Here is a 22,429-nt window from a genome sequence, read left to right as displayed (position 1 = left end):
AAGAAACGGTATGCGATAGGAACAAATCCGGAAAAATATCTGGATGAACTTATGAACTTGTAAAAATTTTAAAAATCGATAGGTTTAGTTGGGAAACACATTCATGCGTTTGTCGTGGACCATCATGAGTAAATTGATGCAGAACTGGGAATAAATATGATATACTAATGTAGTTCCTTATTTTTTTACCTGTATACTTCGTTATACCTAAGTATTTTGCATTGGAATATACAATCTGATAAGTTTCCTTAATTATAAGTACAATAAGGGTATCATATCGGAAATGAGGTGTAGAATACTTGCAAGCTGAGAACTATATTATTGCCAGGATTGAGCAGTTGTGTGAAAAAAAGAAATTTAGTAGGTACAGACTCGCTCAGAAATCTGGAATTGCCCAGTCATCTATTTCTACATTGCTAAACAGGAAGAGTGTTCCAACGATTCAGACGCTTGAGAAAATATGTGAGGGATTCGATATCACCCTTGCCCAGTTTTTTGCAGGTGATGAAGAAACTCCTGATTTAACAGCAGATCAGAAACAGCTGCTTTCTGACTGGAATGCGATGGACGAACATCAAAAAGAGCTGGTAAAAGCGTATATACAGGGCATTATTAGAAAATAAGGACGTCTGTGCTGAGGGATGGCATAGTACGTCCTTATTTCAGCTTCGGGGGTTTTTATGAAAAGAAGTAATATTTTATGCTTTGTACTTATATTAGGGATTACTCTTTGTGGTTGTCAGACGCAGCCTGCAAAAACATCAACAACAAAACAACAGGTGGATCAGACGGAGTATGAATCTGATGATGACTTTGAACTGTCTCTTCAATCATCAATCGGTAAAGAACAATGCTTTATTTGCGGAACACCGGCTGGTGGACTTCTGGAATATTATAGAAAATTCGATTCAATTGGGATTATCCATTGGGCCGATATGTCAGTCACTGACACCCGGATCCGAGAATATGATGATGATGGAAATGAAAAGATTGATTCTGGGCATATGAGCACAATGGTAAATTCTTTTGGAGAGGATTATGGTTCTATTATGACACACTCTCAACCGGATAGATGTATTGCGGAACCCAATATACACCTTGGAGAGAAAGATACGATAGACTGTGAAACTCTCAAAGATCAATTGTGTCAGGATTGTCTGGATAAGGTGTGTGAATTTTATGAAGATCAGGTAAACAGTGATAATGATGAATATCTGGAAAGCACAGGGTACTCACTAATTGATTTTACAACAGGAGAACTTTATACCCTATCTGATCCGTATCGGGGATATAGTATTCGGGATTATATGATCCGGTATGATTATAGAGAACAGGGAGACGGAGAAAAATATATAGATTTGCTGATCTTCTATGCTCCGATCCGGGGAGAGGAAGGTTAAAGTATTGTTGCATTAATGGAGATACAATCATGAATAATTTTTCAGAAAAAAGCCTTTTGTCATTAGGCGATTATTATGTATATGGGTTAATTGATCCGAGAAATAAGCAAATTTTCTATATTGGAAAAGGAACTGGCAACAGGGTTTTCGAACACGAAAGAGAAAGTATAGTAAATCCGGATAGTGAAAAGTTAAAATTAAAGACTATTGCAGATATCAAATCGAAAGGACTTGATGTAGAAAAAATAATCATTAATTCTAATTTGACTGAAGCGGAGGCATTTGCAGCTGAAGCATCACTGATCAACGCCTTTAATTATATTAGTGATATTGGACTGTCAAATATTGTTTCCGGACATCATTCATCGGAGGCGTTATCTGTAGAAGAATATGAAAAGGAATATGGTGCTGTCGAGTTACAGCAATCAGATATCAGGCATCTCTGCATCGGTAAGTCTTACAGCTACAAAATGTGGATGTGTAACTTCTTTTCTTTTATTTCTTCTCTCCATATTCCTCCCTTCCAACGGAATCATTCATCACATTGTGATGCCAACATAGGTATAAATGGCTGTCCCTTCCATTTGTACCATTGTTGCTGCGACCACTTTTTCAGTGGAAGCCAAAAGACATCTGTGATGTCAAAAACGAGGGCATGGGGAAACGGAATCCCCATCAAGATGAAAATCCGTAAGTGCAACAGTTGCCAAAATGGCACTACTGTTAAACACGGGTGGATCTTGCTCTTCGAAAAAGAACCTCTCAATATATATGGGAATAGAGACCACCTTATACAACATGGAAATGGAAAAACCTCGCTATGGTAGAAATATGATTTTGTTGAAATAGTCAAAAATATTGGCTTTGCGGAATTAGAAACGGAGTGGATCAATTTGTTACAATGAAAATTCATGTATTAAAAAGTTTACTTATTAGAGCTACTTTGTTGGAGTACCTGTTCTTGGGCATTGCAAAGGTGTTTGCCTATTGTCGTTGGGAGGATATCTGATATGCTGAAATAGAGGATACTTGAAATAATGCATAGGAAATTTAAAAGTATATTTCTAGAGATAAGAAACAAGGAGGCAGTATAATGAAGGAATTATATATACCATCCTCAGATGGAAAGAATCAGTTGCATGTTGTTATTTGGGAACCCAATATTACAGTAATTGGAATTGTTCAGATTTCTCATGGAATGATTGAATACATAAAACGCTATGATGAATTTGCAAGGTACTTAAACCAATATGGTATTCTTGTAATTGGGAATGACCATCTTGGTCATGGAGAAACGGCAAAAATAGATGACGATTTGGGGTATTTTTGTCCAAGCAACATGAGTGAAACTGTCGTTGCAGATTTATATGAAGTAACCCGTTTTGCAAAGAAAAATTACCCTAATGTTCCTTACTTCTTGTTTGGACACAGTATGGGGTCATTTATGGCAAGGCGCTATATAATGACATATGGAAATGAGTTGGATGGAGTGATTATTTCCGGAACAGGCAACCAGTCTGGAAGTGTACTGAAAGCTGGTAAAATAATGGTATCGCTGACTAAATTCTTTAAGGGAGACCGCTATAGATCCAAGATGCTGAAAAATATGTTTTTCAGCAAATTTAATAATCATATTCCAAACGTCAGGACATCAAATGATTGGCTTACAAAGGATGAAACTATTGTTGATAGATATAACACAGATAAGTATTGTACATATTCCTTCACGGTAAATGGATACCGTACTTTATTGGACGTGCTGTCATTCATACAGAATTCAAATAATATTGCAAAAATACCGAAGAACCTTTCTGTATTTTTGATTGCAGGAGAAGAAGACCCTGTTGGTAATTATGGAAAAGCAGTTAAAAATGTTTATGAAATCTACAAAAAAGCAGGAATTAAGGATATTTCGATAAAACTTTATAAAAATGACAGACATGAATTGATCAATGAGACAGACAAAGAAGACGTTTATGACGATATCAGGCATTGGCTGATTTGTCATTTGTAATTTGATTTATTTTTTGTTCATTGTGGAAAATATGCGAGTTTAGTATAATATTTTTCAAACGAATGGAATGATATACAGAATAGGAGGGATTGATAAGTGTCGGATATTACAAAAAGAGCATTAGAGGCATCTCTTAAAAAGATGTTACTGAAAAAACCGGTTACCAAAATTACAATTAGTGATATTACAGAAGACTGCGGTGTCAACCGTGCAACTTTTTATTATCATTTCAAAGATATTTATGACCTCATTGAATGGTCCTGTGAGGAGGATTCCCGCATAGCAGCAAATGGAAATACTACATATGATACATGGGAACAGGGATTTCTGTATATTTTTCAAGCCGTAGAAGAAAACAAGCCTTTTATACTTAATGTTTACCGTCATGTGAGTCAGGAACAGATTATTCAATATCTGTACAGGGTTGTTTATCAATTGATTATTAACGTTGTTGAAGAATGTGCACAAGGCATGAGTGTCAGGGAGGAGGATAAAAAATTTATTGCCGATTTTTACAAGTATGCTTTTGTAGGTATGATGCTGGACTGGATACGGCAGGACATGAAACCATCACCGGAAAAGATGATTTTCAGACTGAGTAATTTAATAGAGGGAGATATCATTCGTATGCTTGAAAAATGCCGGATTGATAAGCCATATGATAATATCAACAAATGATGGAGTTTGTCGAAAAAAACAACAATATAGCCCTGTCATCGAAGAATTCGATGATGGGGCTATTCTGTTGATTGAGAGTAGTTATCATACAATGTATATTGAGGATGTAATTGAAAAACATATATAACGAATTGAAATTCAGGAGGTATGATTATGTATTATTCAAGTGGAAACTATGAAGCTTTTGCTCATCCGAAGAAACCAGAAGGAGTAGATCACAAGTCAGCTTATATTATTGGTACAGGGCTGGCAGCACTTTCAGCCGCATGTTACCTTGTCCGTGATGGTCAGATGAAAGGTGAACGTATACACATTTTTGAAAAAGATCCGATTCCTGGTGGTGCCTGTGATGGGTTTGAATATCCTGGTGTAGGTTATGTAATGCGTGGCGGACGTGAAATGGATAACCATTTTGAAGTTATGTGGGATTTGTTCCATTCTATCCCATCTATTGAAACTGAGGGAGTCAGTGTACTGGATGAGTATTATTGGCTCAATAAAGAAGATCCGAATTACTCCCTTTGCCGTGCTACTGTCAACCGGGGACAGGATGCACATACAGATAAGAAATTTGCAGTTTCAGACAAAGCACAGATGGAGATCATGAGGCTGTTTTTCACGCCGGATGAAGAATTGTATGATAAACGTATTGATGAATATTTTGACGATGAAGTATTTGATTCAAACTTCTGGCTGTACTGGCGGACGATGTTTGCGTTTGAAAACTGGCACAGCGCACTGGAAATGAAGCGTTACATTAAGCGGTATATTCACCATATTGGAGGGCTTCCTGATTTCACCGCTCTGCGCTTTACAAAATATAATCAGTATGAGAGTATGATCCTTCCGATGGTAAGATATCTGGAAAATGCCGGTGTCGTATTCCACTATAATACAAAGGTTGTAAATGTTGAGTTTGATGTTACATCCAACAGAAAGCAGGCTACCCGTATTGAAATTGAGACGGAAGGTGAAACACGTTTCGTAGACTTCACAGAGGATGATCTTGTGTTCATCACAAATGGTGGATGTGTGGAAAACTCTGCAATGGGATCCCAGAATACGCCGGCTCCATATAATCCGGAAATCAAGCCAGGTGGCGGATGGGATATGTGGAGACGTATTGCCGCCCAAAGCCCTGACTTTGGAAATCCGGATAAATTCTGTTATGACAGTGAGCTGTGCAACTGGATGAGTGCCACTGTGGAGACACTTGATCAAAGAATTATTCCATATATCACAAATATCTGTAAACGAGATCCGTTTACTGGTAAAGTGGTCACCGGCGGTATTGTATCTGTAAAAGATTCCAGCTGGCTTTTGAGTTGGACGATTAACCGTCAGCCACAGTTCCGTTCCCAGCCAAAAGACCATTGTCTCGTTTGGGTATATGCGCTCTTTAATGACAGACCTGGTGACTATGTCAAAAAGCCAATGAGAGATTGTACAGGAAAAGAGATCTGTATGGAATGGCTGTACCATATTGGTGTGCCGGAAAACGAGATCGAAGAACTGGCTGAGAACAGTGCAAATACAGTTCCAGTTATGATGCCTTATATTGATGCCTTTTTCATGCCTCGTAATGATACGGATCGTCCAAAAGTTGTGCCTGATGGAGCAGTAAACTTTGCATTTATTGGCCAGTTTGCCGAGACCGCAAGGGATACTATTTTTACAACAGAGTATTCCATGCGTACCGGTATGGAAGCTGTTTATACCTTGCTTAATGTAGACCGTGGAGTTCCGGAGGTTTGGTGCAGCACATATGATGTGAGGGATCTTTTGAATGCGACTGTCAAATTGCGTGATGGAGAACCACTGACTCAGATGAAGCTGGGAATCAAGGAAAAGATTGCTGTTAAAAAGGCTTTAGACTTTATCAAAAACACAGATGTGGAAAAACTGCTGAAAGAATATCATGTTATTTGAGTTTGAAAAAATTGAAATAATCATATTCTTTTCCATGATAAACAAATAAGCAAAAGCTTTCCGTTGTCGACATTTATGTCGGCAATGGGAAGCTTTTATTGATCTTGAACTTTGAATGAATCCAGACAAACATGTTAAGATTGCCTAGTTTTTGGATATATAGAAGACGTTTGCCCATAGAAGAAGAATGAAATAGTATGTAGAATTTAGGCAAGAAAAAGAGAATGGAGGTGAAAATATTGAAAAAGATTCGTATGGCAAGAGATGGGTATGTTTTGATTTCAATTATTTTCTATATAGCTGGAATCGTATGTATGACAATACCATCTATATCCCCACTGGTGCTATGTATCACAGGGGGCATCATATTAGTTGCCTATGGAATTGTTAAGATTATTGGATATCTTTCAGATGATTTGTATGATCTGGCTTTCCAATATGATCTGGCCTGTGGAATATTCCTGATAGTGCTAGGAGTGATAGTGCTTGGATGTAATTTGCGTATCCGTTCATATCTTTCCCCAGGACTAGGATTGTTGATTTTGCTTGACGCTGTATTAAAAGTTCAGACTGCAAAAGACGCAAAAGTATTTGGACTTGAAATATGGAAATGGATATTGACACTTTCCATCATTGTAGCTGCTTTTGGGATCTTAATTATAATAAAGCCGTTTCAGGAAAGTCAGATCAGTCATGTCATTATCGGAAGCGGTTTTTTTGCAGAAGGTCTCATGAATCATCTCACAGTCAAGGAGACGGTGAAGATTTCAAAACAAATCCAAGGACAGGAAAAGAACGAGGAAGATACTGACTGGGAAGAATAAAATGTTTAAGTAAAACTTATTATTAACAAATATAAAATTATAGGGAGGAATTCTATTATGAACGCATCAAATACTTTAAAGAAACTGGGAATCGAGCAGACATTCAATTATATTTACAAGGATCCGGATAAGCATATGCCGAAGATGATGGACTGGGCGGATAAATTTGCTGATGGTGAATTTATTTCTCAGAGAAAAATAATTCGGGAAGCAATTACAGATCCGGAACATCCTTATTATAGCTATATCCGCCGTCTTTTTAAAGAGGTAGATCCCAATGTGACTAAGACACTTGCCGTGAATCTTTTTATTAATGCCAGTCTGGTTGGCTGGAAAAAGGAAGAAGAACTGAGAAAGAAGTATAACTGTAATATTCCATGGGCTATCCTTCTGGATCCCACATCGGCCTGTAATCTGCACTGTACTGGTTGTTGGGCAGCGGAATATGGACACAAATTAAATCTTACTTATGATGAGATTGATGATATTATCTGCCAGGGAAAAGAATTGGGCGTTTATTTGTACATTTACACTGGTGGGGAGCCGCTGGTCCGTAAAAAAGACTTGATTCGGATCTGTGAAAAGCATTCGGATTGCGTATTCCTTTGCTTTACAAATTCAACATTGATTGACGAAGAATTTGCGGATGAAATGCTCCGTGTAGGTAATTTTGTACCAGCCATTTCTCTGGAAGGATTTGAAGAGGCAACTGATGGACGACGTGGAGCTGGTGTATATCAGAAAGTACGTAAAGCCATGGAACTTCTCAGAAGAAAGAAACTGATTTATGGAATTTCTTGCTGCTATACCAGTGCCAATTATGATTCAATTACATCAGAGGAATTCTATGATACATTGATTGAAATGGGCGCCTATTTTGTATGGTATTTCCATTATATGCCGGTAGGAAACGATGCTGTTCCAGAGTTGATGCCTACACCGCAGCAGCGTACCGGAGTTTATGAGAAAATCCGTCGTTATCGTGCCACAAAGCCATTATTTGCACTGGATTTTCAGAATGATGCAGAATATGTTGGTGGATGTATCGCTGGTGGTCATCGCTACTTACATATTAATGCTAACGGTGATATCGATCCTTGCGTATTTATCCATTATTCAGATTCTAATATTCGGGAAAAGACGCTTCTGGAAGCACTGCAGTCACCGATGATGATGGCTTACCATGATAATCAGCCATTTAATGATAATATGCTTCGTCCGTGTCCTATGCTGGAAAATCCTGACAAGCTTCGCGCAATGGTTGAAAAATCAGGAGCTCACTCAACAGATCTTCAATCTCCAGAAACAGCAGAACATCTTTGTGCAAAATGTGACCAGTATGCGAAGAATTGGAAGCCAGTTGCAGATGAACTTTGGAAAGAGAACAGAGCGAAAAAGGGAATCGCAAATTAAAGAAACAACTATGAATTTGAATATCAAAGTATTTATTCAGGTAATCGGAAAAAAGATGAAAGGAAATGAAAAATGAATAAAAGTAAACGATTTTTTACATCGGAGTCTGTCACAGAAGGGCATCCAGATAAAATGTGTGATGCTATTTCAGATGCCGTGCTGGATGAATTGTTGAAGCAGGATCCTATGAGCCGGGTGGCGTGTGAGACGGTAACGACTACGGGTCTTGTTATGGTAATGGGAGAAATTACTTCCAATGCATATGTAGATATCCAGAAGGTGGTTCGAGATACAATCAGGGAAATTGGATATACAAATGCAGAGTATGGTTTTGATGCAGATACCTGTGGTGTGTTAACAGCCATTGATGAACAGTCGGCAGATATAGCAATGGGTGTGGATAAGGCTCTTGAGGCAAAAGAACATAATTTGTCGGATGAAGAGATTGAAGCCATCGGAGCCGGAGATCAGGGGATGATGTTTGGATATGCGACGAATGAGACTAAGACGTATATGCCCTATCCCATTGAGCTTGCACATAAGCTGGCATTGCAGCTGACAAAAGTACGAAAAGAAGGAATACTTCCATATTTGAGACCAGATGGAAAAACCAAGGTAACTGTAGAATATGATGAAAAGGACAAACCACTCAGACTGGATGCCGTAGTGCTTTCTACACAGCATGATCCGGAAATAACACAGGAACAGATTCAGTTGGATATTAAAAAATATGTGTTTGACGAAATCCTGCCTGGTGGAATGGTGGACGAGAATACAAAATTCTATATCAATCCAACAGGCCGTTTTGTAATAGGTGGACCGCATGGAGACAGTGGATTGACAGGCCGTAAGATTATTGTAGATACATATGGAGGATATGCGCGGCATGGTGGTGGAGCTTTTTCGGGAAAGGACTGTACTAAGGTAGATCGCTCTGCATCATATGCGGCCCGTTATGCGGCAAAAAACATTGTAGCGTCAGGGTTGGCTGAAAAATGTGAGGTGCAGCTTTCCTATGCTATTGGTGTAGCACAGCCTACCTCAATTATGGTGGACACGTTTGGAACAGGAAAACTTTCAGATGAGAGAATTACGGAGATTGTAAGAGAGAACTTTGATTTCCGCCCAGCTGGTATTATCAAAGAATTGACTTTAAGAAGACCTATTTACAGACAGACAGCTGCTTATGGACATTTTGGAAGAGAAGATTTGGATCTTCCATGGGAAAGGCTGGATAAAGTAAATGAATTAAAGAAATATTTGTAATAGTATAAAAATGGCACAGGAGGATTATGAGATGAACGTTGCGATTGTAACAGACAGCAACAGTGGGATCTTTGAACAAGAAGGAAAGATTCTAGGTGTCCATGTCATTCCAATGCCGGTGATTCTGGAAGGGAAAACATATTATGAAGGCATTGATTTAATTCATGAGGAGTTTTATCAATGCCTTGAGGAAAACAGAGAAGTTTTTAGTTCACAGCCTTCGCCGGCAGAAGTGACAGACATGTGGGATAAGCTGCTATTATCTGAATATGATGAAATTGTATATATTCCAATGTCCAGTGGACTCAGTGGATCCTATCAGACAGCTCAGGCCCTGGCGCAGGATTATGAAGAAAAAGTACAGGTGGTTGATAATCATCGTATTTCTGTTACCCAGAGGCAGTCTGTGTTGGATGCACTGGTGCTGAAAGAAAAAGGGTGTTCTGCAAAAGAAATAAAAGAAGCTTTAGAACAAACTGCTTATGAATCCATTATCTATGTAGGCGTGGAAACCTTAGAATATTTGAAAAAGGGAGGACGTGTTACTCCGGCGGGAGCTGCCATGGGCACATTATTAAGTATAAAACCACTGCTCGTAATTGCTGGAGAACGTTTAGATGCCTATGCAAAAGTTCGTGGAACAAAAAGCTGTAAAAAGCGTCTGCTTATGGAAATGAATACAATTGCAGATGAATTTCATAAAAATAGTGATGAGATATATGTGGGCGTCGCAGGGAGCTTCGGAAAAAAAGAAGAACATCAGGAATGGATGGAAATGGCCCAAGAGATGTTTCCTTGGGAAGATGTTAAATACGATCCGCTGACATTCAGTATCAGCTGTCATGTGGGGCCAGGGGCTTTCGGTATGGGGATAAGTAGAAAAATTTGAATTTAGAATAAGTGGGGAATCAAATGAAGCGTTCATGGTTTAGAGCATTGCTCTTGAGACGAGTACAAGTATTATATCTGTACGCCATATTTGATTGTCGATGACAGCATGGTATCTGCATTGTGCTTAGCGGCTAAAAGCGGTGTAGATGTGCGGATTATCACTCCTCATATTTATGACAAGGCCTTGATTCATTTGACTACACGATCATTTTACAGGGAATTGATATATGGTGGTGTGAAAATATATGAATATTCAAAAGGATTTATGCATTCTAAAATATTTGTTTCCGATGACCAGATAGCGACTGTAGGAACAACGAATTTAGATTTTAGAAGCCTCTATCTGCATTTCGAATGTGGAGTATGGATGTATAACAGTAAGGCAGTATTACAAATTAAAAAAGATTATTTTGATACATTGAATGAGTGCACGCAGATTACATTAGAAGAGTGTATAGAAAGGTTGCCAATAAGGGTATTTCAGGAAATCTTGAGAATATTTGCCCCACTAATGTAAAGAGCACCGTCAAGTTGAAGCGGTGCTCAATCTAATCGGGTATTATGTCCTTGAAGATTCGGACAATTCAAGAAATGCCTGCTTCAGAGAATCTCCAATCAAATCAGTAATACGAGTAACTGACTTCAAAAGGTCAAAGTTCATGTTTTTGTCCAGCCAATCTAATGTGTATCCAAGAAGGCAACATTTATAGTACTGTATTAGGATAGTTTTATCTTCAGAAGGAATATTCAAATCTTTGGTAACAGTATGTACATATTGAGTTACTGTGTAGAGTATGATTCTTTCTAATTCGCTTTGGAATATATCTCGTTTCACAGAACGGTATATATGGAGCATGGCTTTTTTACGTTTTAAGCAACGCTCAACAATTGGAATCAAGCAATCCGTCGGTGAACCAAAATGTCCGTTAGTCTGGATGATTTGATCTACATCAGATTTTATCGTAGTTTTCAGAAGCTCAGGAATGTCATGAAAATGATAGTAAAAGGTGTTTCGATTGACTTGGCAGAGTTCTACGATATCCCTTACAGTAATCTTGGTGTAGGGACGTTCTTCCAACAACTGCCAGAAAGCATCTATGATGGCAGATTTTGTATGGTTCATATATATCAACTCGCTTTTTGTTTTTTTATATCGTAGCATAAAATGTCGAAGGATACAATGGTGTAGAATAATGAAAAAATTCGGAAAGATGATAAAAGGTATTTTGAGAATATGGTTCTTTTATTTGATAGTATGTCTGGTGATCCCGCCGCTGTATCACAAACGAGCTGATGAAGAAAACAGAGAGTGTGAAAGGGCGTTAAATATGGCTGGACAGGAGAGGATATTAAATATAGAAAATAATGTGGATGCGTTGGTGTGGCGGCTCCGTTTAATCGAATCGGCAAAAGAAAATATCGTGCTTGCAACTTTTGATTTTCGTGACGATAACAGTGGTCAGGATATGATGGCTGCACTATTAAATGCTGCAGATAGAGGTGTAAAAGTTCAGATATTAGTTGATGGCATGAAGAAAATTATCAAATAATAGAACAGAGTGTAGGAAAAAGGATTTTTTATGGAATCCTGCGCATTTTAATTATTCCGTTTCGACATTTGCTATAAAAAGCAGAAATAGTAAATATTATTGATGAATGTGAGAGTTTACTAAAACTGGGAGGAGTAAAATATGAAAACGTTGAAAAAAATAAAGCTGGATATGTGGACAAATGCAATCATGACGGTATTGATTGGTGTATTATTCATAATAAAACCACATGATTCCTTAAAAGTAATTGCGATAATTGCAGGTATTCTGATTTTGTGCAGTGGGATTTTTGATCTGGTTTGTGATTCAAAATTACGACGAAATACTTATTTTACATATGGAACGTTATTTGAAGGCATTTTGAAATGTATTTTTGGAATCTTTATCATCACACATGGGGGAATTACAATAGTGTTGTTTTCTTATGTGTTTAGTATTGTCATCATAATCAATGGAGTAATCTGTATGGAGACGGCTGTTTGCATGAAAGACATATTTCATGTGCGCTGTACATCATATGTTATTCTATCATGTATTATTATTCTGGTTGGAATTAGTATGATGTTCTTTTCACCGGATACAGTTTCAGCCGCTGCATTAATGGCAGGAATTATCTTCATTTTAAATGGTATTATTGACATTTTTATATTATACCGATTGAGCAAAATAGGTAAAAAATATGCTCTTGAAATGAAGAATGTGTTTGATGAAGTAAATGGAAATATAATAGACGAATAGATATAAGAAGTACTTTATGATTATAATTATGAATGAGAAAAGTTGGACGAAAATCAGAAACAAAGAAAAAAAACAAAAGAGTGAGAAAAAGTCAGAAATGAAGTTAAAGAAACTCACTCCTTTAGCAGCAATTATTCTGATGACATTGATTCTTTTTGTGATTGTAAGAAAATCAGAAGAACCTTTGTCTGTAAAAACGATATTGAGGTATACACCTGAAAATATGATTTTGGCTGCGTGTGTTTTAGTTTTGTTCTTTGCTCTCAAAAGCCTTACAATTATGTTTCCATTGTCGATTTTATATTTGAGCAGTGGAGTTCTGTTTACACCATTTATAGCTGTGATGGTAAGTATGGTTGGATTGGCGACAACCATTACAATTCCTTATTGGATCGGAAGATACAGCGGTGAGGATATTATACAGTATATTGGGACTAGATATCCCAAGGTTCAACAATTGGCAGGATATCAGAATGAAAATGCTTTTTTTGTATGCTTTATAACCAGAATTGTTGGATTTTTGCCAGGTGACATTGTCAGCCTGTATTTTGGCGCTTGTGGAGCGAAATTCAGCACTTATCTGACAGCAGGAATAAGCGGTTCTTTGCTCAGTATTGTTACTACTACTTTGCTTGGAACTAAGTTGAGCAATCCGTTTTCAATAGAATTTATCATGGTATTATTATTAAGAATTTTGGTTTCTGGCGGAACTGTAGTCTTGAAACACTATATGACTAAAAGAGCGGGAGAGAAATGAGAAAAATGAATAGAATATTAAAAGTCAAGAGTATATTATTTCCATCTCTAGGATTAATCTGTATATTGTTTTCTGATAGAGTAACTCTTCTGTTACCTTATTTATTAGGAAGTGCTATGGTACTTGTAGGTACTCTGATGTTAGTAAGCTATTTTAAGGAAAAAAAGTTTTTTGAAAAGCAGTCCGATGAATTAGCATATAGTATTATGATGTTTATTATGGGGATTGCATTTCTACTGAAAGGATCCCGTTCGTTGGAGGCATTAGGAATTACTTGGGCAATTATCGGTATTAGAAAGGCATCTAAATCATTGAATGGGGCAATTAGGCAGTTCTTTTGTAGAAATAATAATTGTGTTATACCAATGATAGGATTTTTCGTACGAATTACGCTAGCATTACTCCTTCTGTTTAATCCGATTGAAAAGATATCCAATCATGTAATTATATTAGGATTGGAAATAATAGCAGTTAGTTTTCCATTTTGTAATATATCCCATTCAGGATAATTGATGATGATAAGTATATTGATCCTTCGTATGATTCAATTCATACGGAGGTTTCTTTTTGCCCTTTTTCTCATCTTGACATTTTTTTACTAAAACATGTTGTATAAGCCCCTCTGAAACTTTGGATATATAGAGGGACATTTATATCCGCGAGCAACAAGCCAAGCGGACATGCTTGCATGTCCATTTGGCGACTGCCGCGAGAGCCAAATGCCCCGTCACTTGCGGGAGTATTTGGAATGCCGCCTCCAAAATAATGAAATGTGAGGTAATGACATATGTCAGAGAAAAGATGTTATACAGTAAAAGAGTTACAGGAAATTCTTGGAGTCAGCAGACCGACAATATATAACCTTCTGAAGAAAAATGAGTTCCGGTGGATCCAGCTGGATGGCGGAAAGTACCGTATTTCCAAAAAAAGCTTTGATGACTGGCTGGATAAGTTGCCGGAATCTTCTAACTAATCTCCTATCCGGATGAAAAATCGACATCCTAAATTTTTTTGAAAAAGTGCGGTATGGTATGGGAAGAAGGAGGAAAGATTCATGGATGAGAAGGGAAAAATGAATACCAAGGAATACGAAGAACTGATAAAGGAAGTGAAAGCAAACAGCCCATACAAGAGGCTGTCTTCTGCGAAAAAGAAATGGATGAGTGTTTCTGAGATGGGCGAGCTCCTGGGACTTAAAAAGACGGATCGGTATTGGCTGGTACATAAAAACTTTTTTGAGACCAAAGAGATTGCCGGAAAGATGCGGGTCAATATTGAGAGTTTTGAAAAGTGGTATGCGAATCAGATTAAATATCATAAAGTCAACGGAGAAGAACCGGGAAAGGAATTGAAAGAATGGTCTTATTCTGTTCCGGAACTTGCAGAAATGCTGGAGCTTACGGATGGTGTCATTTATGACCTGATCAAGCAGAATAAGATTGAGGTTGTGATTGTGGACTACTGGAAACGTGTACCAAAAGCTGCATTTCAGAAATGGTATGACGGACAGTCCAGATACCGCACGAAGGAGGATAAAAAGAGGGACGCGGAAATGGAGGCCGCTACTCTCACTATGCCGGAAATGGCCAGACAGCTGGGAATCACCAGAAATCAGGTATATGGCATCCTGAATAGTCAAAAGTATCAGCATTTCTTTGAGTTCGTCACGATCGCTGATCGAAAAAGAATCACGAAAGAAAGCTTTCAGAAGTTTCTGGAAGGGCAGGATGAATATCATCTGGATCCGGCGAACGATTATGAAGAACTGGCAATGGAAGAAAATGTGGCACTGGCGAATTATCGGAGAAAGAAACTGGCACAGACCGGGGAACGAGGAAGGAATGGCAATCTGCAGTATCTTACTATAGATGAAGCAGCCTTTATGGCAAAGGTCAGCCGGTCCATGATAAATGTCTGGTACACAAAAGGATATTTTCCGGTTGTAAAAATAAGGAACCATGTTCGGATCAAACGAAAAGAATTTGAAGCGTGGCTGGAAAAGAGAAATACAGAAAGGGGCTGTTAAATTATGGCATCGATCAGGGAACGAAATGGAAAATTTAATGTAATCTATTCCTATACTGATGCAGACGGGAAACGGAAGCAGAAATGGGAAACTTATGCTACAAAGGCAGAGGCAAAGAAACGCAAGAAAGAAATTGAATATAAAGAAGAAATGGGGTCCATGATAATCCCGCAGTGTAAAACCATGAAGGACCTTCTGGCAGAATACGTTGCTCTGTATGGGAAGGACAACTGGGCATTATCCACGTATGATGGAAATGTTTCTCTCATAAATAATTATATTCTTCCGATCATCGGGGATGAAAAACTGTCGGAGATCAATACCCGTTTTATTGAAAAATATTATCAGAGATTGTTGAAAGCTCCGGCTGTGGTCAATCCTATAATTGGGAAAAGAAAGAATGAATATGTATCTACCAGTACCATCAGAGATATCCATAAACTTCTCCGAAGCTGTTTTAAACAGGCTGTCAAATGGGAGCTGATGGAGAAGAATCCTTGTATCTATGCGACCGTACCAAAACATAAAACAAAGAAACGGGAAATCTGGACTGCCGAAACTCTGATGTACGCACTGGAAGTATGTGAGGATGATCGGCTAAAGCTGGCAATGAACCTTTCCTTCTCCTGCTCTCTCCGGATCAGTGAGCTTCTGGGGCTTACCTGGGATTGTGTGGACATCTCGGAGGAAGCAATTGAGGAAAACCGGGCATATCTGTTTATCAATAAGGAATCCCAGCGAGTGAGCAAATCCGCTTTAAAAGAGCTGGATGCAAAAGATGTGCTGTTGGTATTTCCGGAAAAAAGCAAGACCAATAAAACAGTCTGTGTTTTGAAAACACCGAAGACAGACAGCAGTGTTCGAAAGGTTTTCCTTCCAAAGTCTGTCGCAAAGATGCTGATCGAATGGAAAGAAAAACAGGATGAGACAAAGGAAGTTCTTGGAGATGAATACATGGACTATAACCTGGTCATGGCAAGTACGTTTGGTCTTCCTTTGGGGGATGGCGCGATCCGGAAGCCATTAAATCAGTTGATTAAAGACTATGATCTCCCACCGGTTGTTTTCCACAGTCTCAGACACAGCAGTGTTACCTATAAGCTGAAACTGAATGGTGGAGATATCAAGGCAGTTCAGGGCGACTCCGGACATGCTCAGGTCAGCATGGTTACGGATGTATATTCCCACATCCTGGATGACGACCGGAAGAAAAATGCAGAATTATTTGAAGAGGCATTTTATGAGAAAAAAGATCTGGATCCGCAGATGCATCCGAATACAGCACAAAACACGGTAGCGGTTCCGGAAGGCGTGGATGCAGAGCTGCTTGCAAAGGTCCTTAATAATCCTGAGATGGCAGCACTTCTTACGTCACTGGCGAAGACAATGAAGTGAAAAATAGTGTAATTTTAGTGAAAAACGGGTTTCGTTAAAAGGAATGTTAAAAATATATCTCCATCATGCTAATTGATATCACCGTCATTTGATGGTAAAATGATGGAGATAATATTAAAATGAAGGAGATTTCGATGAGAAGTTTTGATTATATAAAAACTCCGGAGCAATTGCTAAAACCTGAAATTGTTCAGATGGTCGGAAGCATTCATGAGCATAAAGGTAAGCAGGAATTGTTCCTTGAAGCCAATATAGACGAATTGAAAACTCTGCTGGAAGTTGCTTTGATTCAAAGTACAGGGGCTTCTAACAGGATTGAAGGTATTTATACTACCGACAAACGGTTGGAAGAATTAGTAAGACAGAAAGCCGAACCGCGTAACCGGTCTGAACAGGAAATATCCGGATACCGGGAAGTTCTTGCCACTATCCATGAAAGTTATGAGTATATTAATCCGAGACCCAATATTATTTTACAATTGCATCGGGATTTATACTCATATTCCGGAGGAAATGCTGGTGGAAATTATAAAAATTCGGATAATGTAATTGCAGAAACAGATGCAGAAGGTCATCAGAAAGCGCGTTTTATCCCGGTGCCGGCATTTCAGACTCCAGAAGCTATGAATGAACTTTGTACAAATTTTCTGGAAGCATGGGAAGCAGATCGAATAGATAAGTTGATTCTTATCCCTATGTTTATTCTTGACTTTCTGTGTATCCATCCATTTAATGATGGAAATGGGCGAATGAGCCGCCTGTTAACACTTCTTTTGTTTTATAAAGCCGGCTATATTGTCGGAAAGTATGTCAGTGTTGAAATGCTGATTGAAAAGACAAAAGAAACTTATTATGAGGCATTACAGGAAAGTTCTAATGGATGGCACGAAAATGAAAACAATTATGAGTCATTTGTAAAATATTATCTGGGAATTATACTGAAAGCATACAGTGAGTTTGAGGGGCGTGTAGAGCACCTGAAGAACAGAAGCCTTTCAAAGCCGGATCGTATAAAGGCAGTGATTGATAATAAGGTAGGAAAAATTACCAAAAAAGAAATCATGGAGTTATGTCCGGATATAAGCAAGGTAACTGTAGAAAGGACCCTGACGGAACTGGTTAAAAGTGGATATATTGCAAAAGTAGGTGCCGGGCCGGCAACTGGATATGTTCGTATTTAAATCGGCTGTCGTGGTCGAAACCCCATAGACAAATTGACAATAACGTTGTATAGTAATAATAGAAATCTGGTCAATTGAATATTGTTTATCATTCCCGCTTGTAAGGGGATGGTAGCCGGAAGATGATATCTGTTAGTAACAACAGAGCTTTCCCCGGATGTTAGCAGCTGCAAAGAACCTGCTAATTTTCAGGGCTTATCTGGACTTAACAGAAAGGATATTCAGATTACCAGAATTTGATTTGAAAATAAAAAAAGTCCTTGATAATAAAAGGCTAAACATATCAGTTCTTGACAGGGATTGACAGAACCACAGAGCTCTCCTAAGCGAGGGGTCGGAGGTTCAAATCCTCTCGGGGACGGGCGTAAAAAGCGGGAATGATTATCAGAGATAACTGAATCATTTTCCGCTTTTTTCATATTATAGAAAAATAGAAAATGATGCTGTGTAATAACGGATATCATATGGCGTCTGTTCTTTCTAAAAGAATAGACGCCATAAAAGGAGAGGAAGTGTAAAGAAAGTAATGAAAGCTGCATTATTTCCAACTCTGAGAGAATATAAAAAAGAATTTCTTTTAAAAGATATTTTTTCAGGGATTATTATTGCCGCTGTTTCCATACCGATTTCAATGGGATACGCGCAGATAGCGGGGCTGCCGGCAGTGTACGGCTTGTATGGATCTGTCTGGCCAATCTTATTTTTTGCACTGTTTTCCACATCGAAACAGTTCATATTCGGAGTGGATGCCGCTCCCGCAGCCATTGTGGGAGCCGCGTTATCCAGTCTGGGTATTATAAATGAAAGTGAGGCCGCATTGCAGTATGTTCCCTGCATTGCTTTATTTGCGGGCCTGTGGCTTCTGCTTTTTTATCTACTCCATGCGGACCGGATTGTGGATTTTATATCGATGCCGGTAATGGGAGGATTCATAAGCGGTATAGCCATAACAATTATCCTTATGCAGATTCCTAAAATTCTGGGAAGCACTGCGGGAACAGGGGAGCTTCCGGAATTACTCCATCATCTGATGGAAGCAATGCGGCAGATCAATGTGCCGTCTGTGTTTTTGGGATTGTTGTCCCTGGCTGTTCTTCTGGCAGGAAAACGGTTTATTCCAAGATTCCCTATGTCGGTGGCAGTCATGGCAGCGGGAGCATTTTTGACGATTGTATTTCATATACAGGATTATGGAGTCAGCCTTCTTTCGCAAGTAGAGACTGGATTGCCGGGATTCTTTGTCCCGGATATAACTCAGATCAATCTTACACAGGCAGCGGGAAGAGGGCTCATGGTTGCGGTAGTTATCATGGCGGAGACACTGCTCAGCGAAAATAACTTTGCATCCAAAAACGGATACAAACTTAATGACAGGCAGGAAATTCTGGCATGCGCCGCAGGTAATCTGGCGTCTGCCGCCATCGGCTCCTGTCCGGTCAACGGAAGCATTTCAAGAACTTCCATGAATGAGCAGTATGGAGGAAAAACACAGGCTGTCTCGGTGACGGCAGGTCTTGTCATGGCAGTGATTCTGCTGTGCGCCACGGGATTTATCGGATATCTTCCTGTGCCTGTGCTGACGGCCATTGTAATTTCTGCTTTACTGAATATTGTAGAAGTACATCTTGCTGTTCGTCTTTTTAAAGTGAGTCGTCAGGAATTCTTTATTTTTATGGCGGCCTGTGTAACAGTACTTATACTGGGAACTATATACGGCGTGGTGGCAGGTATCCTGCTTTCTTTCATTGCCGTGATTCTTAAAGCAACCAATCCGCCGAGAAGTTTTCTGGGGATGATACCGGGAAAGGCAGACTTTTATAATATAAATAAAAATCATTTTGCCTGTCCTGTAAAAAATGTAGTAATCTACCGCTTCAATGAAAATCTGTTTTTCGCTAATATCAAGATTCTCCAAAATGACATAGAGAACAGTCTCAGCGAAGATACCAGGGCTGTTATTCTGGACGCCGGAGCGATTAACAGCCTGGATATTACGGCGGCGGACGGACTTGAAAAACTGGCGGAAAGTCTTAAGAAAAAGAATATCCGGTTTTATATAACAGAACATGCAGAAAATATAAACGAGCAAATGAGAAATCTGGGAATCGGTCATCTGATCAAAGAAGGGATGGTGCGGAGAACAATATCGGCAGCGCTGCATGATCTGGGGCTGCAGGAACCGTTTCCGCTGGAAATATCAGAAGATGAAAAAAAGAAAGCGCTGCGGAAAAGTTTTTATGCGCTGACGCCGGAAGAAGAAAACACTATGGAGGAATTTGCCTGGGCATTTGGAACGGATGCGGTTCGGGAAATTGAAAACTTTGTAAAGTACGTGGTGGAACAGATTCATGGCATTTCGGATCTGGAAGAACTTGCAGAGGCAGGTCTGGAAGAAAAATTGAAATTCTGGCATTCACTGGGGCCTCTGGATGAAGATGAGCTTTTGCGGAGGCTGGAATTACATATTGATGATTTTCCGGCGGAAGTAAGAGAGAAGAGCACACTGGTTGTCAGCCTCATTGAGAGGAGAAGACGAATACTCAGAGATAAGCTGCTGAAAGAACATCCAAATGTAAAGGAACATCTGAAAGAAAAACAGGCCATACTGGAGCGAAGACTCATAAAGCAGAATCCGGAAGGCGTCCGCAGGCTGCATGAGCTGGAGGAAGGATATTCAAATAAAGAAAAGGATTAGTTGATTTTATGGTATAATGTGGTCAATTATTATGGTGGAAAATGTTTATAAAATGTGATGGAGGCAGCGAAAATGGCGGAAATGGAAAATAGCAAAGATTTGATAAGCGTATTATGGAGCGGGGCGGATATTCTCCGTTCAAAAATGGATGCCAATGAGTATAAAGATTATTTATTAGGAATTGTTTTTTATAAATATTTATCTGATTCATTTTTGATTAAAGTATATGACTTGCTCTTTGATGAAAAGCCGGAAAATCTGAAAGTTGCTTTGGATGCATATAAGGAAGCGTTGGAAGATGAGAGTGCTGAAGAATTAAAAGATCAGCTTAAATCAGAATGTCACTATATCATTGAGCCGGAATTAACGTATACATATTTTGCAGAAACAGCAAGAAATAATGCATTTAACAGAGAACAATTGCAGAAAGCTTTTAATAATATCGAACAGAGTGATCCGCTATTTGCAGATTTATTTACAGACATTGATTTGTATTCAAACCGACTGGGAACAGGCGACCAAAAACAAAGCGATACTGTTTCAAGTCTGATAAAAGAAATTGATAAAGCAGATCTCCTTAATACAGATGCGGATATTCTTGGAAATGCTTATGAATATTTGATTGGACAGTTTGCCTCTGAAACAGGAAAGAAGGCCGGAGAATTCTATACGCCACAGCCAGTATCTAAAATCCTTACAAGGATCGCCATCGCTGGTCAGGAAGATAAGAGAGGATTACTGGTATATGATCCGTGTATGGGGTCCGGTTCTCTTTTGCTGAATGCAAAAAAATATGCAAAGGAGCCACAATATATCCGATATTTTGGTCAGGAACTGATGACATCAACTTATAATCTGGCGAGAATGAACATGTTTCTTCATGGAATAGCTCCTGAAAACCAAAAACTTCGAAATGGCGATACGCTGGATGAAGACTGGCCAACCGGAGAAGAGACAGATTTTGATATGGTACTTATGAACCCACCGTATTCTGCTAAATGGAGCGCAGCGGCAGGATTTTTGCAGGATGAAAGGTTTAGTGATTACGGAGTGCTGGCTCCTAAGTCAAAAGCAGATTACGCATTTTTACTTCATGGGCTGTATCATTTAAAAAGTAGCGGAACCATGGCAATCGTATTGCCCCATGGAGTATTATTTCGGGGTGCCTCTGAGGGAAAAATAAGAGAAAAGTTACTCCGTTCAGGCAATATCTATGCAGTCATAGGTCTGCCGGCAAACTTATTTTATAATACATCAATTCCTACCTGTATCCTCGTATTAAAAAAGCACAGAGAAGGAAGAGACGTGTTGTTTATTGATGCATCAAAAAAGTTTGAAAAAGGCAAAAAGCAGAACAGTATGACAGATGAACATATTGACACAATCATCAATCTGTACATGAACAGAGAAAACGTAGAAAAAGAATCCTTCCTCGCCAGCTTTGAAGACATCGAGAAAAATGATTTTAACTTAAATATACCTCGATATGTCGATACATTTGAAAAAGAAGAAGAGGTGGATTTAAACGCTCTGCTGACAGATATGAAAAAAACAGATGAAGAATTGGAAAAAACACAGCAGGAATTTTTGTCACTACTCAAAGACTTAACCTCACCAGATGAAAAAATTATGGCGTCGTTACAGGATTTGATTGAAAAGATGGAGGAGTGAC

Annotated in this window: 22 protein-coding genes; 21 read left to right on the top strand and 1 reads right to left on the bottom strand. The window is 38.8% G+C overall.

From position 1 onward, the window contains the following. Positions 1-299 precede the first annotated feature (299 nt). The 11 genes from B5F87_RS11835 to B5F87_RS11785 all read left to right on the top strand — a co-directional run bounded on the left by B5F87_RS11835 (position 300) and on the right by B5F87_RS11785 (position 10,932). Positions 300-623, top strand: a complete 324-nt coding sequence (locus B5F87_RS11835; RefSeq protein ID WP_087281283.1) for a helix-turn-helix domain-containing protein — start codon at positions 300-302, stop codon at positions 621-623. Between the two features lie 57 nt (positions 624-680). Continuing rightward, positions 681-1,400, top strand: a complete 720-nt coding sequence (locus B5F87_RS11830) for a hypothetical protein (RefSeq protein ID WP_087281281.1) — start codon at positions 681-683, stop codon at positions 1,398-1,400. Between the two features lie 29 nt (positions 1,401-1,429). Continuing rightward, a complete protein-coding gene (locus B5F87_RS21430) occupies positions 1,430-2,227 on the top strand; it encodes a GIY-YIG nuclease family protein (RefSeq protein WP_242964431.1) in 798 nt (265 codons plus the stop codon). Between the two features lie 266 nt (positions 2,228-2,493). After that, complete coding sequence (locus B5F87_RS11820; protein WP_087281279.1) at positions 2,494-3,414, top strand: alpha/beta fold hydrolase; 921 nt, start codon at positions 2,494-2,496, stop codon at positions 3,412-3,414. A gap of 96 nt (positions 3,415-3,510) precedes the next feature. Beyond that, positions 3,511-4,092 carry a TetR/AcrR family transcriptional regulator gene (locus B5F87_RS11815; protein ID WP_075758605.1) on the top strand — a complete coding sequence of 194 codons (582 nt, stop codon included), beginning with the start codon at positions 3,511-3,513 and terminating at the stop codon, positions 4,090-4,092. Between the two features lie 153 nt (positions 4,093-4,245). Beyond that, positions 4,246-6,021: an oleate hydratase gene (locus B5F87_RS11810; RefSeq protein WP_087281277.1), complete on the top strand. Its 1,776-nt coding sequence runs from the start codon at positions 4,246-4,248 to the stop codon at positions 6,019-6,021. A gap of 239 nt (positions 6,022-6,260) precedes the next feature. Beyond that, entirely contained in the window at positions 6,261-6,845 is a 585-nt protein-coding gene (locus B5F87_RS11805) for a DUF308 domain-containing protein (protein ID WP_158097041.1), read from the top strand. Positions 6,846-6,902: 57 nt separating this feature from the next. Further along, positions 6,903-8,258, top strand: coding sequence for a radical SAM protein (locus tag B5F87_RS11800; RefSeq protein WP_087281273.1), 1,356 nt, complete (start codon positions 6,903-6,905; stop codon positions 8,256-8,258). 72 nt (positions 8,259-8,330) lie between these two features. Then, on the top strand, positions 8,331-9,524 hold the full coding sequence (gene metK, locus B5F87_RS11795) for a methionine adenosyltransferase (protein WP_087281271.1): 1,194 nt from the start codon (positions 8,331-8,333) through the stop codon (positions 9,522-9,524). A 31-nt stretch (positions 9,525-9,555) separates the two neighbouring features. Beyond that, positions 9,556-10,413 (top strand): DegV family protein, encoded by an 858-nt coding sequence (locus tag B5F87_RS11790; RefSeq protein WP_087281269.1) that lies wholly within the window; start codon positions 9,556-9,558, stop codon positions 10,411-10,413. A gap of 108 nt (positions 10,414-10,521) precedes the next feature. Beyond that, complete coding sequence (locus B5F87_RS11785) at positions 10,522-10,932, top strand: phospholipase D-like domain-containing protein (RefSeq protein ID WP_087281292.1); 411 nt, start codon at positions 10,522-10,524, stop codon at positions 10,930-10,932. A gap of 42 nt (positions 10,933-10,974) precedes the next feature. On the opposite strand, the gene B5F87_RS11780 is transcribed toward B5F87_RS11785, so the two are convergent. Next, positions 10,975-11,538, bottom strand: a complete 564-nt coding sequence (locus tag B5F87_RS11780; protein ID WP_158097040.1) for a TetR/AcrR family transcriptional regulator — start codon at positions 11,536-11,538, stop codon at positions 10,975-10,977. Positions 11,539-11,608: 70 nt separating this feature from the next. Here B5F87_RS11780 and B5F87_RS11775 point away from each other — a divergent pair, with 70 nt between their 5' ends. The 10 genes from B5F87_RS11775 (at position 11,609) to B5F87_RS11730 (ending at position 22,428) form a co-directional block, all read left to right on the top strand. Further along, on the top strand, positions 11,609-11,965 hold the full coding sequence (locus tag B5F87_RS11775) for a phospholipase D-like domain-containing protein (protein WP_158097039.1): 357 nt from the start codon (positions 11,609-11,611) through the stop codon (positions 11,963-11,965). Positions 11,966-12,106: 141 nt separating this feature from the next. Next, positions 12,107-12,703: a DUF308 domain-containing protein gene (locus tag B5F87_RS11770; protein WP_087281265.1), complete on the top strand. Its 597-nt coding sequence runs from the start codon at positions 12,107-12,109 to the stop codon at positions 12,701-12,703. 16 nt (positions 12,704-12,719) lie between these two features. After that, positions 12,720-13,460 (top strand): VTT domain-containing protein, encoded by a 741-nt coding sequence (locus tag B5F87_RS11765; RefSeq protein WP_242964429.1) that lies wholly within the window; start codon positions 12,720-12,722, stop codon positions 13,458-13,460. Positions 13,461-13,465: 5 nt separating this feature from the next. After that, positions 13,466-13,969, top strand: a complete 504-nt coding sequence (locus tag B5F87_RS11760; RefSeq protein WP_158097038.1) for a DUF308 domain-containing protein — start codon at positions 13,466-13,468, stop codon at positions 13,967-13,969. Positions 13,970-14,247: 278 nt separating this feature from the next. Further along, on the top strand, positions 14,248-14,433 hold the full coding sequence (locus tag B5F87_RS11755; protein ID WP_075671598.1) for a helix-turn-helix domain-containing protein: 186 nt from the start codon (positions 14,248-14,250) through the stop codon (positions 14,431-14,433). A gap of 81 nt (positions 14,434-14,514) precedes the next feature. After that, positions 14,515-15,486: a helix-turn-helix domain-containing protein gene (locus B5F87_RS11750; protein ID WP_087281261.1), complete on the top strand. Its 972-nt coding sequence runs from the start codon at positions 14,515-14,517 to the stop codon at positions 15,484-15,486. Between the two features lie 3 nt (positions 15,487-15,489). Further along, on the top strand, positions 15,490-16,881 hold the full coding sequence (locus tag B5F87_RS11745) for a site-specific integrase (protein ID WP_087281260.1): 1,392 nt from the start codon (positions 15,490-15,492) through the stop codon (positions 16,879-16,881). A gap of 134 nt (positions 16,882-17,015) precedes the next feature. Then, positions 17,016-18,062: a Fic family protein gene (locus B5F87_RS11740; RefSeq protein WP_227225312.1), complete on the top strand. Its 1,047-nt coding sequence runs from the start codon at positions 17,016-17,018 to the stop codon at positions 18,060-18,062. 526 nt (positions 18,063-18,588) lie between these two features. Further along, positions 18,589-20,757 (top strand): SulP family inorganic anion transporter, encoded by a 2,169-nt coding sequence (locus B5F87_RS11735; protein WP_087281257.1) that lies wholly within the window; start codon positions 18,589-18,591, stop codon positions 20,755-20,757. A gap of 72 nt (positions 20,758-20,829) precedes the next feature. Further along, entirely contained in the window at positions 20,830-22,428 is a 1,599-nt protein-coding gene (locus tag B5F87_RS11730; RefSeq protein WP_087281255.1) for a type I restriction-modification system subunit M, read from the top strand. Position 22,429 lies beyond the last annotated feature (1 nt).

It is taken from the genome of Eubacterium sp. An3 (assembly GCF_002159465.1).
GTDB lineage: Bacteria > Bacillota > Clostridia > Lachnospirales > Lachnospiraceae > Anaerobutyricum > Anaerobutyricum stercoris.
This window is presented reverse-complemented; position numbering and strand designations above follow the sequence as displayed.